Consider the following 17,031-nt stretch of genomic DNA (forward strand, 5'->3'; position numbering starts at 1 on the left):
GGCTGGCGACGGACCTCACGCGCCTGACCGCTCACGAGCTGACGGACGCCTTCCGCCGGGGAGAGACATCGCCCGCCCGGGCGCTGGAAGCGTACCTGGCCCGCCTCGATGCGCTCGATCCCCAGGTCGGGGCCTATCTCACGGTGACCGCCGACGGCGCCCGCGCCGCCGCCGAGGCCGCTGACCGGCGGTATCGGGCTGGCGCGCCGGCGAGTCCGCTGGACGGGGTGCCGCTCGCGCTCAAGGACGTCCTCTGCACCCGCGGCGTGCGCACGACCTGCGCCTCCCGGATTCTCCACGAGTTCGTGCCGCCCTACGATGCGACCGTGGTGACCCGCCTGGCGGGCGGCGGCGCGGTGATGCTGGGCAAGACCAACATGGACGAGTTCGCCATGGGCTCGTCTACCGAGCACTCGGCCTTTCAGCCGACCCGCAATCCCTGGGACCTCGGCCGTGTGCCGGGCGGCTCGTCCGGGGGCTCGGCCGCGGCGGTGGCGGCCGATCTCGCGGCGGGAGCGCTGGGCACCGATACCGGCGGCTCCATCCGCCAGCCGGCCGCCTTCTGCGGGGTGGTCGGCCTGAAGCCGACCTACGGACGGGTCTCCCGCTACGGCCTGGTCGCCTTCGCCTCGTCGCTCGACCAGATCGGGCCGTTGACCAAGGACGTGCGCGACGCGGCCCTGGTCCTGGGGGCTATCGCCGGCGTCGACGCGCTCGACTCGACGTCGGTCGACGAGCCGGTGCCCGACTACGACGCGGCACTGGCCAGCGACGTGCGGGGTCTGGTTCTCGGCGTGCCCCAGGAGTATTTCAGCGAAGGGATCGATCGAGACGTCGAGAGCGCGGTGCGCGAGGCCATCAGGCTCCTCGAGGAGCTGGGGGCTCGCACCCGGCCCATCTCGCTGCCGGTCACCCAGTACGCCCTGGCTGCCTATTACGTGATCGCGCCGGCCGAGGCGTCGTCGAACCTGGCCCGTTACGACGGCGTGAAGTACGGCCTGCGCGTGGCCGAGGCCAGGGACCTGGTGGAGATGTCGGGACGCACCCGCGCCGCGGGCTTCGGCGCCGAGGTGCGGCGGCGGATCATGCTGGGGACCTACGCGCTGTCGGCCGGGTACTACGACGCGTACTACGGGCGGGCCCAGCGCGTGCGCACGCTGGTGCGCCGGGACTTCGAGACCGCCTTCGCGGACGTGGACCTGATCGTCGCGCCCACCACGCCCAACGTGGCGTTCAAGTTCGGCGAGAAAGAGGACCCCCTGGCCATGTACCTCAACGACGCCTTCACCATCCCGGTGAACTTGACGGGACTGCCCGCGGTGTCGGTCCCCTGTGGCCACAGCGCGGCCGGGCTGCCCATCGGGCTGCAGCTCATCGGACGACCCTTCGACGAAGCCCGAGTCCTGCGCGCCGCCTACGCCTACGAGCAAGCCACGCCCTGGCACACCCAGAGACCGAAGCTGCCATGAGCGCACCCAGTTCGAATCGCGATCCGAGCGCCGGCTCCGCCGGCGCAACCCTGGGGGGAGGTATCGGAAGGGGGGCGAAGCCCCCCTCCGAGGTAGCGAAGCCCCCCTCCGAGGTGGTTATCGGGCTCGAGGTCCATGCCCAGCTGCTGACGCGATCCAAGATGTTCTGCGGTTGCCCGACCGCGTTCGGCGCCGCGCCCAACACGCAGACGTGCCCGGTGTGCCAGGGCATGCCGGGGGTGCTGCCGGTCATCAACCGCCGGGCCGTCGAGTTCGGGATCCGCACCGCGCTGGCCTTCAACTGTCGTATCAACACGGCGTGCCGGTTCGCGCGCAAGCACTACTACTACCCCGACATGCCCAAGAACTATCAGATCAGCCAGTACGAGGAGCCGCTCGCCGAGGAGGGCTGGCTGGAGATCGACCTGCCCGATGGCACCACGCGACGCATCGGCATCGAGCGCCTGCACCTGGAGGAAGACGTCGGCAAGCTCGTGCACGAGGGCACGCTCGAGGCCGCGCAGTCGAGCCTGGTCGACTACAACCGCGCCGGCGTGCCGCTCATGGAGACGGTGTCGCGGCCCGACCTCCGCTCCCCCGAGGAGGCGGCTGCGTACCTCAAGGCGTTCCGTGCCGTCCTGGTCGACCTCGGCGTCTGCGACGGCAACATGGAGGAGGGCTCGCTGCGCTGCGACGCCAACGTCTCGCTCCGGCCGCGCGGGGCCGCCACGCTGGGCACCAAGGTCGAGATCAAGAACATGAACTCGTTCCGCAACGTGCAGCGCGCGCTGGAGTTCGAGATCGAGCGGCAGGCGCGGGCGCTCGGGGCCGGCGAGCGGATCGTCCAGGAGACGCGCCTGTGGGACGCCGAGCGCGGATACACGCGGGCCATGCGCACCAAGGAATACGCGCACGACTACCGCTATTTCCCCGAGCCCGACCTCCCCCCGCTGGCCTTGCCTGACGCCTGGATCGACGAGCTGCGGCGGAATCTGCCCGAGCTGCCCCGGGCCCGCCGCCACCGCTTCGTGACCCAGTACGGGCTGCCGGCCTACGACGCCGGCGTGCTCACGCAGAGCCGAGCCCTGGCCGAGTACTTCGAGCAGGCGGTCGGCGAGTTTGGCAACCCCAAGATCGTCTCCAACTGGGTCATGTCCGAGCTCCTCCGCGCGCTGCCGGGCGACGACGAGCGCGCGCTGCGGACGACACCCCTCACGCCGGCGCGCCTGGCCGGGCTCCTGCGCCTGATCGACGACGGCACCATCAGCGGCAAGATCGCCAAGGACGTGTTCGAGAGGATGCTGCGCACCGGCGAGGCGGCCGACACGATCGTCCAGCGCGAAGGGCTCACGCAGGTCGCCGACGTCGGAGCCCTGGCCGCGATCGTGGACCGCGTGCTCGCCGACAACCCCAAACCGGTGGAAGACTATCGGCGCGGCCGGGCGGCGGCGGCCAAGGCGCTGATGGGCCTGGTGATGAAAGCCACGCAAGGCAAGGCCAATCCCGCCGTCGTGACGCGACTCCTGGAGGAGAAACTCTCGGATGCAAAAGGCGGGCAGCTATAATCGACTCGCCCCCGTGATTGAGCTGCACCGCGTCTCGAAGGTCTTCGCCGCCGGGCCTCTCAAAGTTCCGGCCCTCGTCGACGTGTCGTTCCGCATCGACAAGGGCGAGTACGTCGTCGTCACCGGGCCGACGGGCGCCGGCAAGACCACGCTGCTCCGCCTGCTCTATCGCGATGAGATCCCCACCGAGGGTGAGGTGGAGGTGCTGGGCCAGTCGCTCTCCCGCCTGGGGCGGCGGCAGGTCCAGACCCTGCGGCGCTCCATCGGCGTGGTGTTCCAGGACGCCAAGCTCCTCCCCGGCCGGACCGTGTACGAGAACATCGCGTTCGTGCTCCGGGTCACCGGCACTCCGCGGCGGGAGATCACGGCGCGAGCCTTCGAGGCGCTCCGGGCCGTCGGCCTGTCCTCGCGCGCCCAGGCGTACCCGTCGCATCTCAGCCAGGGCGAGGCCCAACGCGTGGCGCTGGCTCGCGCCATCGTGCGCCGGCAGCCGCTGCTGATCGCGGACGAGCCGGCCGGGACGCTCGACGAGGGCATGGCCGCCGAGGTGCTCGGCATCATCCGGGACATCTGGCTGGGCGGCACCACGGTGCTCCTGGCCACCCATCAGGGCCGGCTGGCCGCCGCCCTGCGCCGACGCACGCTCGTGCTGGAGGGCGGGCGGCTGGTCAAGGACCAGGGCTAGATGTTCGGCTTCCTCGTCGGCGAGGCGCTGCGCGACGTCCGACGGGCTGGCCGGGTGGCCGTGAGCGCCGTGATGCTGATCACGCTGTCCCTGGGCGCGGCGGGCGCGTTCTGGCTGGCCTCCACGAATCTGGGGCGCGCCGTCAGCGAGTGGCGCCGCCACGCGCGCATCATCGTGTACCTCAAGCGCGAGCCGCCGGCGTCGGAGATTCCGAACCTGGTCCGCCTGGCGCTGGCGGTCCCCGGCGTGGGCAGCGTGCGCTACGTCGGGAAGGCCGAAGCGCTCGCCGACCTGAAAAAGATCCTGGGCAAGGATGCCGACGTCGCCGAGCAGCTGCCCAGCAACCCGCTGCCGGCGTCGATAGAAATCACGCCTGCCGGCGCCGCGGCCACCCCGGACGGCGTCCGGCTCCTCATCGAGCGGCTGGCGGCCCTGCCGGAGGTCGAGGAGGTCGAGGGCGGGCTCGAATGGATCGAGCGCCTCGCCCACTGGCAGCGGTTGCTGGCCGTCATCGGTCTGGGCGTGGGCGCCGTGCTCGCGCTGGCCGCGATCCTCACGGTGACGACGGCGACCACCCTGGTGCTCCACGCACGCCGACAGGAGACCGAGATCATGCGGCTGGTGGGAGCGCCGGAGGTGGCGATCCGTCTGCCGCTGCTGCTCCAGGGCATGATCCAGGGACTGCTCGGCGCGGTCCTGGCCCTGCTCGTGCTACGGACCGCTCATCACGTGGCGGCGCCGTGGCTGGAGCCCCTGACGAATCTCACCATCGGGCTGCCGCGCCTGGAGTTCCTCACGCCGGCCGGCATGCTCACGCTGGTGCTCGCCGGAGCGGGCCTGGGGGGTCTCGGGGGCTGGCTCACCCGGGGGCGGCGAGGCGCGGTGTGAGAGGCCTGCTCGCGCTGGCCGGGGTCCTCCTGCTGGTCGTGACGGCCGAGGCCCAGTCCCGGCGGGAGGACCCGCTGCGCAAGCAGCAGCAGCGGCTGCAGGAAACCCAGCGTCAGCTCAAGCACGAACGCGAGAAGGCGGCCGCGGCGCGCCGGCGGGAGAGCTCGCTCCTGGTCGAGCTCGAGGAGACCGAGCGGCGTCTGGCGGACAAGCGGCGCGAGGCGGTGCGGCTCGATCGCCAGGTCCGGCGGCTGCAGAGCGAGATCACCGGGCTGCGGGGTGACATCGTGCGCCTGGAGGGCCATCGTGGCGGGCAGGAGCGCGCGCTGGCCCGCCGGCTACGCGTCATGTACAAGATCCATGCCCGGGGGGCGGCGCTCCCGATCCTGGTCAGCGACCACAACCCCATGGATCGCATCGCCGCCATCCGCCATCTGGCCAGCCTGGCCGCTCTGGACGCCCGCCTGATTCAAGAGTATCGTGTCACTTCGGGCCGCCTTACCGACCGTAAGCAGCGGGAGGAAGCGCGCAGGACCGAGCTGGCCGGGCTTCGAGCCGAGGCCAAGCGTGAGCAGGCGGCGGCGGACCGGGAGGCGGCCAACCGGCGGAGATTGTTGGCCAAGGTCCGGGGTGAGCGGGCCTACCACGACCGCATGGTCGGCGAGCTCACGGAAGCGTCCCGGCGCCTGGAGGCCTTCATCCGTGACCTGGCGGCCAAGCAGCGCCGGGCGGCCAAGGGGCCCCCGCGCCTGCCCGGCGACACCCCGCGGACGGGATTCGGCGCCTTCCGGGGCCGCCTGCCCTGGCCGACCGACGGCCGGATGGTGAACGGCTTCGGCGCTCAGGTGCACCCCCGGTTCGGGACGCGAACGTTCCGGAATGGGGTGGACATCGAGGCCCCCGAGGGGACCGAGATCGCCGCGGTGTACGGGGGCCACGTCGTCTATACGGGGTGGTTTAAAGGCTACGGGAATTTGATTATTCTTGACCATGGGCACGATTACTACACGATCTATGCGCACATCGCCGAGATCGGCGTGAAGGAAGGCGAGGACGTTCGACAGGGCCAGCGGATCGGGACCGTGGGGGACACGGGGTCGCTGGAGGGAGCGCGGCTGTACTTTGAGGTGCGGTACCAGGGCCGGGCACTCGACCCCGCCGACTGGCTCCGCCAACCGGGGTGAGGGGGGCTTCATGAAGAAGGCGTTCGTCATCGGGTCGCTGCTGGTGGTGCTCACGCTGTCGCTCGGCGGCTCGGTGGCCAGTAAGAGCCCGGAGAGCGGCGCGACGTACGAGCAGCTCAAGCTGTTCACCGAGGTGCTGTCGATCGTTCAGAACCAGTACGTCGACGAGGTGCCGCCCCGCGATCTGATCTACAGCGCCATCAAGGGGACGCTGCGCGGTCTCGACCCTCACAGCTCGTTCCTGGACCCGGACAGCTATCGTGAGATGCAGGTGGAGACGTCGGGCAGCTTCGGCGGTCTGGGCATCGAGATCACACTGCGCGACGACATCCTGACCGTGGTGGCCCCCATCGAGGGCACACCGGCCTACCGCGCCGGTATCCACTCCGGCGACCGGATCATCAAGATCGACGGCATCGTCACCAAGGACATGCAGCTGTCCGACGCGGTGAAGCGGATGCGGGGCCGGCCGGGCACCAAGGTCACCATTTCCGTGGCGCGGGAAGGCTGGACGGAGCCCAAGGACATCGAGATCATGCGGGAGCAGATCCGCGTGCAGTCCGTGCGGACCCATGATCTGGAGAACGGCATCGGCTACCTGCGCCTCCGCCAGTTCCAGGAGCAGACGGCCCACGACGTGGAGGCGGCGCTGGAGAAGTTCACCAAGGCCGGGAAGAAGGCCATGGTGCTGGACCTGCGCAACAACCCGGGCGGCCTGCTGACCGCGGCCGTGGAGGTCGCCGAGAAGTTCCTGGACGACGGCAAGCTCGTCGTCTACACGGAAGGCCGGGTGCGCAACCAGAACATGCGGTTCTCGGCCCACGCCAAGAAACCGCTCAACACGATCCCCATGGTGGTCCTGATCAACCAGGGCAGCGCCTCCGCGTCGGAGATCGTGGCCGGCGCGCTGCAGGATTACAACCGGGCCGTGGTGGTGGGCACCCAGAGCTTCGGCAAGGGCTCCGTCCAGACCATCATCCCGCTCTCGGACGGCTCCGGCCTCCGGCTCACGACGGCCAAGTACTTCACTCCCAAGGGCCGCTCCATCCACGGCAAGGGCATCACGCCCGACATCGAGGTCGAAGTGCCCAAGGAAAAGAACGGGGCGGCGGCGCCCACGCCCCCGTCCCTCGACCCCATGGAGGAGCTCAAGCGGGACGTCCAGCTGCAGCGGGCGCTCGACGTCATCAAGGCCATGCGTGTGCTGGAGCAGCGCGGGACGGGCACGCAGGCGCAAGCCAAGTAACGGGCTGCATGGCGGTGGGGGGCGGTGCGCGCATGCGCCGCCCCCCGCCTGTTTTCCCCGCCTGACGACCATGATCGTGCTCGGTATCGAGAGTTCCTGCGACGAGACGGCAGCGGCGGTGCTCGCCGACGGCCGGCGGATCCTGTCCAACGTGGTGGCCTCCCAGGACGCGATTCATGCCCCCTACGGCGGCGTGGTGCCCGAGCTGGCGTCGCGGCGTCACCTGGAAGTGATCGGGCCCGTGATCCAGCGGGCCCTCGACGATGCCGGCGTCAAGCTGGGCGACCTCGACGGCATCGCCGTGACCCGGGGACCGGGCCTTGTCGGCTCGCTCCTGATCGGGTGCTCGGTGGCCAAGGCGATGGCCTGGGTCAACCGCACGCCCCTGGTCGGCGTCAATCACCTGGAGGGGCACATCTACGCGGCGTTCCTGGCGGAGGACCCGCCGGACTACCCGTTCCTCGCACTGGTCGTCTCGGGCGGCCACACGGCCCTCTATCACGCGCGCGAGCCCCTGAGTTACGCCCTGGTCGGCCAGACCCGCGATGACGCCGCCGGCGAAGCCTTCGACAAGGTCGCCAAGCTGCTGGGCCTGGGGTTCCCGGGCGGGCCGGCCATCCAGCGGGCGGCCGAGCAGGGCGACCCGCGCGCCGTGGCCTTCCCGCTCGCCCAGATGACCGACGGCGCCCGCGACTTCTCGTTCAGCGGGATCAAGACGTTCGCCTCGCTCCACGTGAAGCGGCACGGCCCGTTGTCGGCGGCCCAGGTCGCCGACGTGGCGGCCTCCTTCCAGGCCGCGGTGGTCAAGATGCTGGTCCGGAAGACGATCCGGGCGGCGCTGCACCTGGGTGTCAAGCGCGTGGTGCTCACGGGCGGTGTCGCGGCGAACGGGCCGCTGCGCCGGGCCCTGCGGGCCGAGGCGGAGGAGCACGGGATCGCGCTGCACATTCCGCCGCCCCGGCTCTGCACCGACAACGCCGCCATGATCACCGCGGCGGGCACCGCGCGGCTGGCCGCGGGCGAGCGGGCGGGGCTGGACATGAACGCGCGTCCCGACCTGGCCCTGGCGTGAGCAGGCAATGTTTCGGCTCTGATCGGGCAGGAGAAGGACCGCCCAGGGGGATCGCGGCGGGGCACGGGCGTGGCGAAGCCCGGGTGCCCGTGCCCTGTTCAACATGAACTATCCGGCGGTGCTGGCCGGGCTTCCCGATGCGGTCGTCGCGGTGGACGCGGGGTTGCACATCGTGTTCTGGAACGCCGCGGCGGAGGAGCTCACCGGGCGCTCGGCCCGGCGGGTGCAGGGGCGGGTGGTCAAGGAAGTGTTCCCGCCCGGCGCTTCGCTCGTGAGCCGGCTGGCCGAGACCATCGCCTCGGGCGAAGGCCGCTCGGAGCCCGAGGCGGTCCTGGACACCGTCGAGGGACGGACCGTCCCGGTCAGCGTCGTGACCGCGCCCCTCTTCGCCCGGGACGGGTCAGTGGAAGGCGCGGTGGTGGTTGTTCGCGATCTCTCCCGGATCCGGCAGCTCGAAAACGAGGTCCGCCGTGGCGAGACGCTGGCTGCGGCCGGTCGCATGGCCGTGGGCCTGGCCCACGAGATCCGGAACCCGCTCGGCGCCATCCGCGGGGCCGTGCAGCTGCTGGCTCGAGAGCTGGGGGCCGACTCCCGCCTGCAGGAATACACCGACGTGTTGAAGAAGGAGGTCGATCGCGTCAACCGCATCATCGAGATGCTGCTCGACCTGGGGCGCCCGGTGCAGGTCCGGCGGGCTCCGCTCAACCTCCACCAGCTCCTGGAGCGCGTGACCCTCCTCCACCAGGAGGCGGCCCGCGCCGCCAACGTCACCTTCGTGCGGCGCTACGATCCCAGCTTGCCGCCCATCCTCGGCGACGAGGACCGCCTGCTGCAGGTGTTCCACAACCTGGTGGTGAACGCGCTGGACGCGATGAAGCAGGGCGGCCGGCTCACGCTGACGACGCGCGTCAGCCTCAACCCGCTCTACGGCAAGGTCGACGTGGGCGGCGGGCAGCGTCCGATGGTCGAGGCCCAGGTCGCCGACGAAGGGCCCGGGATGCCGGCCGCCGTCCGCGCCAGGATCTTCGACCCCTTCTTCACCACGAAGGAGCGTGGCCTGGGGCTGGGCCTGGCCCTCTGCCACCGGATCATCGAGGAGCATCGCGGCGCCATCCAGGTCGACTCGACGGAGGGGCGGGGCACCGTCGTCACGTGCTTCCTGCCGGTCGCCAAGTGACGCCCCCGGCGGCAATCCTCATCGCCGACGACGAGGAGAGCCTGCGCTGGGTCCTCGAGCGGGGGCTGCGTCAGACCGGGTACGACGTCACTGCCGTGGCGGACGGCGAGGCGGCCATCCAGGCCTTCGAGGCCGACCAGTTCGATCTGGTCTTCCTGGACATCCGGATGCCGGGCGTGGACGGCCTGACCGTCCTCGAGCGTCTCAGGGCCATCCGGCCCGATGCCTGCGTCGTGATGATGACGGCCCACGGCACCATGGAGACCGCGATCAAGGCCATGCAGCGTGGGGCCTACGACTACCTGACCAAGCCCTTCGATCTCGAAGAGGTCCTGCTGCTGACCGAACGGGCCCTGACGGCGACCCGCCTGAGCCAGGAGGTGACGAGGCTCCGGCGCGGCCTGGAGGAAGTCCGGGAGTTCAGCGCCCTCATCGGCCGGCACCCCAGGATGCAGGACGTGTACAAGATCATCGGCCGCATCGCCAGCACCGACGTCACGGTGCTGCTGCGGGGCGAGTCGGGCACGGGCAAGGAGCTGGTGGCCCGGGCCGTCCACCACTACAGCCGCCGCTCCGGCCGGCCGTTCGTGGCGGTCTCCTGCGCCGCCATTCCCGTGACGCTCCTGGAGTCCGAGATGTTCGGCCACGAGCGTGGCGCGTTCACCGATGCCAAAGAGCGGCGTCTGGGCAAGGTCGAGCTCGCCCACACCGGGACGCTCTACCTCGACGAGATCGGCGACATGCCGCCGGAGCTCCAGAGCAAGCTCCTGCGCGCGCTCCAGGAGCGGGTGATCGAGCGGGTAGGGGGGCGGGAGGCGATTCCCGTGGACGTGCGGGTCCTGGCCGCCACCCATCGAGATCTGGACGCCCTCATCAAGGACGGGCGCTTCCGCGAGGACCTCTACTACCGCCTGAACGTCGTCACCATCAACCTGCCGCCGCTGCGCGAGCGCCGGCGGGACATTCCCCTCCTGGTCGAGCACTTCCTGTCCAAGTACGCCGAGGAGCTCGGCGAGCGCGCGATCGCCCCCGAGAGCCTCGACCGCCTGGTGGGCTACGCCTGGCCGGGCAATGTCCGGGAGCTCGAGAACGTCGTGCAGCGGGCGATGGTCCTGGCCGGGCCCGGGGTCATCCTGCCCGAGCATCTGCCGATCGGGCCCGTGTCGGCGGCGGCCTCGGTAGCCATGGACGCCTCACTGGAGGACATCATCGAGCGCAAGCTCATGGAGTGTGTGCGGGGCCTGCGCCACCGGGGGAATGCCAACCTCTACGACCTCATGCTCGGCCTCGTGGAGAAGCCGCTCCTGCGCGCGGTGCTCCGGGAAACCGGCGGCAACCAGATGCGGGCCGCCCAGATTCTGGGAATCAACCGCAACACCCTGCGCAAGAAGCTCACCGAGCACGGAATCGACCCGGACACGACCGCCGCCGGCGAGTGACCTCCCGGCGTTTGTTGACACGTCCGCGGCGCCCTCCGTATAGTTCTCCGCAGACATATTTTCACGCCAATTGACGCCGAGCGTTCGACAGTCCTCGTCGTAGACGCCAACGCCGACGAGGTCGTCCTGATCCTGGCTGCCTTGAACCGGGCGGGGTTCGAGACGGCGGCCAGCGATCGGTTGGCCGTCGCGCTATCCCGCCTGGCCGAGCGCCATTTCGACGCCGTGCTGCTCGATCTCGCGCTGCCGGATTCCCAGGGCCTCGAGACGTTCGCCCGCATCCAGGCCGCCGCCGGCGAGACCGCCATCCTGATTCTCACCGCCCAGGCCGACGACCGCCTGGCCCTGGAAGCCCTCCGCGGCGGAGCCCAGGATTACGTGGACAGCGGTCGTCTGGACCCCGCTCTCGTGGTCCGCCGGCTGCGGTACGCCATCGAGCGCCACCGGCTCCGGGCCGAGCTGCTGGCGCTGGCCAAGGTGGGACGGCAGCTCGCCGAGACTCTGGACCCGGCGGGGGTCAGCCGCGAGATCGCGGCGAGCACGCGGGCGCTGCTCCGGGCGCGGGCCGCCGCCCTGTACGAGCTCGACGCGACCTCCGGTCACCTGATCTCCAGGGCGGTCTCGGCGGCGCCGGGGGCCGACGGGGACTGGAGCCCGATCCTGCTGCGGGGTACCGGCCTGCTCGCTGTCGCGCTGGAGGAGCGGCGCGCCGTGATGTCGGCCGACGTCCTGGAGGATCCCCGGGTGGTCTGCGCCACCGAGGTGCGCAAGCGGATCGCCGCGTCGGCCGATCGCGCGCTGCTGGCGCTACCCCTCGTCGTCGGCGGCAACGTCATCGGCGCCCTGGGCGTGGCCGACCGGACCGGCCGCGACTTCACCGGGGAGCACGTACGGCTGGCCCAGACCTTCGCCGACCAGGCGGCCCTGGCCCTGGCCAGCGCCCGCTTCCACGTGGAGACCGAGCGGCGACGCCGGACCGCGGAGAGCCAGGCCGACGTGGGGCGGCTCATCTCGCGGTCGCTGGACCCGGAGGCCGTCGCCCGCCAGGTGGTGGACAGCATCCGGACCCTGCTCGACGCGCGATCGGCCGTGCTCTACCGCAAGGACCCGGCGTCGGCCGATCTCCGCGTGCTTGCCCTCTCGGGTGAGTCCGACTCGCTGACCGTGCTCCCCCGGGGCGTCGGCCTGCCCGGGCTGGCCGTGCGAGAGCAGCAATCGCTGACCAGCGGCAACGTCCTGGCCGATCAGCGGCTGAGCTATCCGCCCGAGGCCCGCGACGCCATCGAGGCGAGCCGGCTGCGGGCCGCCCTCGCCGTGCCCCTTGTCACCGAGCACGCCGTCGTGGGCGCGCTGGCCGTCGCCGATGGTGGGGGACGCGTGTTCTCCACGGAAGAGATCGCTCTGGCCCAGGCCTTCGCCGACCAGGCCGCCCTGGTGCTCGAGAACGCGCGCCTCCACGAGGAGACCCAGGAGCGGTTGCGCCAGACCGAGACGCTGCTGGCGGTGGGCGGCGCCGTCGGCGCCACCCTCGACCTGACGGAGACCGCCCGCCGGGTGGCTCGCGAGCTGGCCCGCGCCCTCGGCGCCGACACGGCAGCCGTCTACCTGGCCAGCGACGACGGGCAAGCCCTCAGTCCCCTGGCCGGCTATCACATCCCGTCCGGGCTCCTCGAGGAGCTGCGCCACTATCCGGTGCCGTTCCGCGGGCATGCCTTCGTCGAGGACGCCTGGCAGGACTGCCGGGCGGTCTGGGCTGCCGAGGCGTCCCTGGATCAGCGCATCGACCGGGGCTTGATCACCCGGTTCCCCTGCCGCACGCTGCTCTTCGTGCCCATGACGGTGGACGCGTCGGCTGCGGGCGGGCTCTTCGCCGTCTGGTGGCAGCACGCCCGCCAGCTGGGGCCCGAGGATCTACGCCTGGCCGAAGGCATCGCCAACCAGGCGGCCATCGCCGCGCAGACCAGCCGGCTCTTCGCCCGCGAGCGGGCGGCCCAGCAGACCCTGCGGGTCCTCTTCGACGATGCCCCCCTGCCGATGTGCGTGTTCGCCACCGACAGCCTGGAGATCCTGGACGTGAACGCGGCGGCCGTCGCCCGGTACGGCTACTCTCGCGAGGAGTTTCGGCGACTGCGGGTGACGGACATCCAGGGGGCCGGGAACGACGGCAGCGCGGACGGCGCGCCCCGCTCGGGCCCTGCCCGGCACCTCACCAAGGACCGCTCCGTCATCGACGTCGAGGTCGTCGCGCACCCCATCGTGTTCGGCGGGCGCCCGGCGCGGCTGGTGGCCGTCATCGACGTGACCGCGCGCAACCGGGCCGAGGCCGAGCGCCGGCGTCTCGAGGAGCAGCTGCAGCAGGCGCAGAAGCTGGAGGCGGTGGGCCGGCTGGCCGGCGGCATCGCTCACGACTTCAACAACCTGCTCACCGTGGTACGGGGACGGAGTCAGCTGCTCTTGCGTGGGCTCCGGCCCGACGATCGGCTGCGGCCGAGCCTGGAGACCATCGACCGCACCGCCGAGCAGGCGGTGGCGCTGACGAGCCGCCTGCTGTCGTTCAGCCGGCGTCCGGTCCAGCAGCCCACGGTCATCGAGCTCAACACGATCGTGGGCGGCCTGGAGACCATGCTCCGCCGGGTCATCGGGGAAGACGTCGTGCTCGTCATGGCCCTCGATCCCGCCGCCGGATGCGTCAGGGCCGACCCCGCCCAGATCGAGCAGGTCATCGTGAGCCTCGCCGTCAACGCGCGCGATGCCATGCCTCAGGGCGGCCGGCTGACCATCGAGACCACCGCCAGTGAGGACCACGCCGTCATCACGGTCACCGACACCGGGGTGGGGATGAGCCCCGAGGTCCAGGCCCGTCTCTTCGAGCCGTTCTTCACCACGAAAGAGCGCGGAAAGGGAATGGGCCTGGGGCTGGCCACCGTGTACACCATCGTTACCCAGGCGGGAGGCCAGGTCACCGTCGTGAGCGAGCCGGGTCGGGGCAGCACGTTCAAGACCTTCCTGCCCCGCCTGGGCGACCGGTCTCCGGCGCAGGCCTGGCGGCGGCCGGCCGGGGAATCCCGCGGGACCGAGACGGTGCTGGTGGTGGAGGACGAGGAAGGCGTGCGCAACCTCACCCGGGAGATCCTCGCCGACTATGGCTACACGGTGCTCACGGCCGCGGGGCCGAGCGAGGCGCTGGCCCTGGTGGCCCGGCACGCTGGCCCTATCGATCTCCTCGTGACCGACGTGATCATGCCGGAGATGAGCGGGCTCGACCTGGCCCAGCGACTGCAGGCCGAGCGCGCCGGGTTGCGCGTCCTCTACATGTCGGGGTACGTCGAGCATCCCGCGCTCGATCAAGCGGCGCTCGACCCGGAGGCGGCGCTGCTCCTCAAGCCGTTCACGGCCGAGGCCCTGGCCGCCCAGGTTCGGGAGGCCCTGGGCGGCTGAGTCCAGCGCCGAAAGGTTGCAGCGGCCCCGGCCCTGTGTCAGCATTCCCACTCGCCGCCAAGACCACCAGCCAGGAGCGACAGCATGCGGACCATCACCGTGGGAGCAGCACAGCTCGGCCCCATCGCGCGCCGTGAGTCTCGCAGCGACGTCGTCAAACGCCTGCTCGCGCTCCTGCACGACGCCAAGGCCCGGGGCTGCGACCTCGTGGTCTTCCCCGAGCTGGCGCTGACGACGTTCTTTCCCCGCTGGTACATGGAAGACCAGGAGGAGGTGGACCGGTTCTTCGAGCGGGACATGCCCGGGCCGGAAACGCGGCCGCTCTTCGACGAGGCCCGGCGCCTGGGCCTGGGCTTCTGTCTCGGCTACGCCGAGCTCACCCGCGACAACGGCGCGGTGCACCGTTACAACACCTCGATCCTCGTGGACGAGGCCGGGCAGATCGTCGGCAAGTATCGCAAGATCCACCTGCCCGGCCACGCCGCCCACGAGCCCTGGCGCCCCTTCCAGCACCTGGAGAAGCGCTACTTCGAGGTCGGCAACCTGGGGTTCGGCGTGTGGCGGGCCTTCGGCGGCCTTCTCGGCATGTGCATCTGCAACGATCGCCGCTGGCCGGAGACGTACCGCGTGATGGGCTTGCAGGGCGTGGAGATGGTCTTGCTCGGCTACAACACGCCCGTGCACCATCCGCCGGCGCCCGAGCAGGACGCGCTGTCGAACTTCCACAACAGCCTGGTCATGCAGGCCGGGGCCTACCAGAACGGCACCTGGGTGGTGGGCGTGGCCAAGTGCGGCCGCGAGGAAGGCTGCGACATGATCGGCCAGAGCCAGATCGTCGCGCCGTCCGGGGAGACGGTGGCCATGGCCACCACGCTGCACGACGAGCTCGTGGTGGCCCGCTGCGACCTCGAGCGTTGCGCCGCCTACAAGACGACCGTGTTCGACTTTGCCCGCCACCGCCGGCCCGAGCACTACCGGATGATCGTGGAGCGGACAGGAGCGACGCCGCCGGCCTAGTCGATCCGTTCTCGTGGGATAATGACGCGCGAGGGAGTCCCCCACATGTCGACTGATCCCAGTGCCGCGCAGCTCAAGATGGATCCGGCGAATCTGTATCGCGAGGACTCGTTCACGGATCGCCGGATCGGAACGATCCGGGTGCTCACGCCCGTCAAGCCCGAGGGCGTGACGGACCCGAGCCGGCGCGTGCTCTACGTCGGCGAGGCCCAGATGCTCACCCCGGCGGGGCCGCTGCCGATCGCCTTCGAGATCGAGGCCCGCTCACTGGCCGAGGCCATCGACAAGTTCGCGGCCGAGGCCCAGTCCGCCGTGGAGCGGACCATCCGGGAGCTGCAGGAGCTCCGCCGCGAGGCCTCCTCGGCCATCGTGGTGCCGGACCGGCCGATCCCCGGCCTCGGCGGCCGCGGGCCACGAGGGGGCGGCGGGCTGATCCAGCCGCCCTGAGCGGCGTTACTTCTTGAACTCCTGCTCGAACACGCCGTCCCACTGCTCCGGAGGCGGCGTCTTCTGATAGTGCTCACAGCGTTCGGCCATCGTCCTGGAGGGGCCGTCCGCCGGCCATAGCGTGAGGGCCTGGGTGAAGAGGGCCAGGGCCTCGTCCCAGACCTGCTGGCGGTAGGCCTCCAGCCCCGCCGCGTACGAGCGCAACGCCTTCTCCTGCTCGAGCGCGACCGGCACGCCGTGCTTCGCCAGCAGCTCGTAGATGCGCACGGACTGGCTTCGGCCGATCACCCGGACCATGTCGACCTCGCGCAGCAGGAACTCGCCCTCCACCAGGCGGGCCGTGTTCTCACCGATGAGGATGTCCGTGCGATACGCCTTGTTCAGCCCTTCCAGCCGCGAGCCCAGGTTCACCTGGTCCCCGAGCACGCCGTAGGCGAACCGGTACCTGGAGCCCAGGTTGCCGACCAGCATCGGGCCGGAATTGATGCCCGTGCGCGCCCGCAGGCGCGGGCGCCCCACCGTCGCCCACTCCGCGGCCAGGGCCAGACGCTGCTCGCGCATGGCGAGCGCCGCCGCGCACGCCCGCACGGCGTGGTCCGGTTGCTCCAGGGGGGCCCCGAAGATCGCCATCAGCTCGTCGCCCACGTACTCCTTGAGCGTGCCCCGATGGATGAAGACCTGCTCGGTGATGCGGTTGTAGTACTCGCCGAGCATCTCGGCCATCTCCGGCGGGGAGTACCGCTCGGAGTGTGACGTGAAGCCCTCCAGGTCGCAGAACAGCACGGTGAGGACCTTTTCCTCGCCCCCCAGTTTGAGGCGGCCCGGATCCTTCAGCATCTCCTCGACCACCAGGGGGGCCACGTACTGGCGGAACGTGTCCTTGACCTGTTTCCGCTGCCGCTGCTCGGTGACGTAGTAGTAGGCCGTCAGGGCCGTGTACGTCCCCGACAGCGTGAGCAGGGGGTAGACCATGTTGAGCCACACGTGGGCGTGGACGAATAACGCCCGGGCGGCCAGCACGTACAGCGCGAACAGCCCGGCGGCGAACGCGACCCCCTTGATGGGGCTGAGCCGCGGCAAGACGGCCCCCACCACCCCACCCAGAGTGACGATCGCCAGCACATCGAAGATCCGCGACCACTGGGGCCTGGCCATGAAGCTACGGGTGAGGATGTTCTCGATGACCGACGCGTGAACCTCCGTCCCGGGATACAGGGGGCTGAACGGCGTGTTTCGCAGGTCATAGGTGCCCAGGGCGGTGGCCCCGACCAGCACGAGCCGATCCTTGAACGTGCCGGCGGCCGTACGGCCCTTGAGGATGTCGGTCACGGACACCTGGGCGATCGTCTTCGGCGGACCCAGGTAATTGATGAGGAGCTGTCCGCTCTCGTCGGTGGGAATGAC

The 17,031-nt window shown here is 70.8% G+C and carries 13 protein-coding genes; 12 read left to right on the plus strand and 1 reads right to left on the minus strand.

Annotated elements, in window-relative coordinates; all coding sequences use genetic code 11:
- Positions 1-2: 2 nt before the first annotated feature.
- From gatA to VFR64_17575, 12 genes are all read left to right on the plus strand, one after another.
- On the plus strand, positions 3-1,469 hold the full coding sequence (gene gatA, locus VFR64_17520) for an Asp-tRNA(Asn)/Glu-tRNA(Gln) amidotransferase subunit GatA (protein HET9491540.1): 1,467 nt from the start codon (positions 3-5) through the stop codon (positions 1,467-1,469).
- 161 nt (positions 1,470-1,630) lie between these two features.
- Positions 1,631-3,034 carry an Asp-tRNA(Asn)/Glu-tRNA(Gln) amidotransferase subunit GatB gene (gatB, locus tag VFR64_17525; GenBank protein ID HET9491541.1) on the plus strand — a complete coding sequence of 468 codons (1,404 nt, stop codon included), beginning with the start codon at positions 1,631-1,633 and terminating at the stop codon, positions 3,032-3,034.
- A 13-nt stretch (positions 3,035-3,047) separates the two neighbouring features.
- On the plus strand, positions 3,048-3,719 hold the full coding sequence (locus VFR64_17530; GenBank protein ID HET9491542.1) for an ATP-binding cassette domain-containing protein: 672 nt from the start codon (positions 3,048-3,050) through the stop codon (positions 3,717-3,719).
- The gene (locus tag VFR64_17535; GenBank protein ID HET9491543.1) at positions 3,720-4,607 is read left to right on the plus strand and encodes a permease-like cell division protein FtsX; all 888 of its coding nucleotides are present in this window, start codon (positions 3,720-3,722) and stop codon (positions 4,605-4,607) included.
- Positions 4,604-5,791, plus strand: coding sequence for a peptidoglycan DD-metalloendopeptidase family protein (locus VFR64_17540; GenBank protein HET9491544.1), 1,188 nt, complete (start codon positions 4,604-4,606; stop codon positions 5,789-5,791). The genes VFR64_17535 and VFR64_17540 overlap by 4 nt, the downstream gene beginning before the upstream one ends.
- Before the next feature lie 10 nt (positions 5,792-5,801).
- Positions 5,802-7,037 (plus strand): S41 family peptidase, encoded by a 1,236-nt coding sequence (locus tag VFR64_17545; protein ID HET9491545.1) that lies wholly within the window; start codon positions 5,802-5,804, stop codon positions 7,035-7,037.
- Between the two features lie 70 nt (positions 7,038-7,107).
- Positions 7,108-8,109 carry a tRNA (adenosine(37)-N6)-threonylcarbamoyltransferase complex transferase subunit TsaD gene (gene tsaD / locus VFR64_17550; protein HET9491546.1) on the plus strand — a complete coding sequence of 334 codons (1,002 nt, stop codon included), beginning with the start codon at positions 7,108-7,110 and terminating at the stop codon, positions 8,107-8,109.
- Between the two features lie 103 nt (positions 8,110-8,212).
- Positions 8,213-9,286, plus strand: a complete 1,074-nt coding sequence (locus VFR64_17555; protein HET9491547.1) for an ATP-binding protein — start codon at positions 8,213-8,215, stop codon at positions 9,284-9,286.
- Positions 9,283-10,725 (plus strand): sigma-54 dependent transcriptional regulator, encoded by a 1,443-nt coding sequence (locus tag VFR64_17560; GenBank protein HET9491548.1) that lies wholly within the window; start codon positions 9,283-9,285, stop codon positions 10,723-10,725. Before VFR64_17555 ends, VFR64_17560 begins: the two co-directional genes overlap by 4 nt.
- A 69-nt stretch (positions 10,726-10,794) precedes the next feature.
- On the plus strand, positions 10,795-14,163 hold the full coding sequence (locus VFR64_17565; protein HET9491549.1) for a GAF domain-containing protein: 3,369 nt from the start codon (positions 10,795-10,797) through the stop codon (positions 14,161-14,163).
- 84 nt (positions 14,164-14,247) lie between these two features.
- Positions 14,248-15,180: an N-carbamoyl-D-amino-acid hydrolase gene (locus VFR64_17570; protein HET9491550.1), complete on the plus strand. Its 933-nt coding sequence runs from the start codon at positions 14,248-14,250 to the stop codon at positions 15,178-15,180.
- A 45-nt stretch (positions 15,181-15,225) separates the two neighbouring features.
- Positions 15,226-15,627 (plus strand): hypothetical protein, encoded by a 402-nt coding sequence (locus VFR64_17575; protein HET9491551.1) that lies wholly within the window; start codon positions 15,226-15,228, stop codon positions 15,625-15,627.
- 6 nt (positions 15,628-15,633) lie between these two features.
- On the opposite strand, the gene VFR64_17580 is transcribed toward VFR64_17575, so the two are convergent.
- Positions 15,634-17,031: adenylate/guanylate cyclase domain-containing protein (locus tag VFR64_17580; GenBank protein ID HET9491552.1), on the minus strand; the 1,398-nt coding region annotated here is incomplete at its 5' end.

It is taken from the genome of Candidatus Methylomirabilota bacterium, assembly GCA_035709005.1.
Lineage (GTDB): Bacteria > Methylomirabilota > Methylomirabilia > Rokubacteriales > CSP1-6 > 40CM-4-69-5.

Bases quoted from the DNA above. Each gene is read 5' to 3' on its own strand.
- gatB (HET9491541.1), top strand. From the start codon at position 1,631: ATGTTCTGCGGTTGCCCGACCGCGTTCGGCGCCGCGCCCAACACGCAG.
- VFR64_17535 (HET9491543.1), top strand. From the start codon at position 3,720: ATGTTCGGCTTCCTCGTCGGCGAGGCGCTGCGCGACGTCCGACGGGCT.
- VFR64_17570 (HET9491550.1), top strand. From the start codon at position 14,248: ATGCGGACCATCACCGTGGGAGCAGCACAGCTCGGCCCCATCGCGCGC.
- VFR64_17545 (HET9491545.1), top strand. From the start codon at position 5,802: ATGAAGAAGGCGTTCGTCATCGGGTCGCTGCTGGTGGTGCTCACGCTG.
- VFR64_17555 (HET9491547.1), top strand. From the start codon at position 8,213: ATGAACTATCCGGCGGTGCTGGCCGGGCTTCCCGATGCGGTCGTCGCG.
- VFR64_17575 (HET9491551.1), top strand. From the start codon at position 15,226: ATGTCGACTGATCCCAGTGCCGCGCAGCTCAAGATGGATCCGGCGAAT.
- tsaD (HET9491546.1), top strand. From the start codon at position 7,108: ATGATCGTGCTCGGTATCGAGAGTTCCTGCGACGAGACGGCAGCGGCG.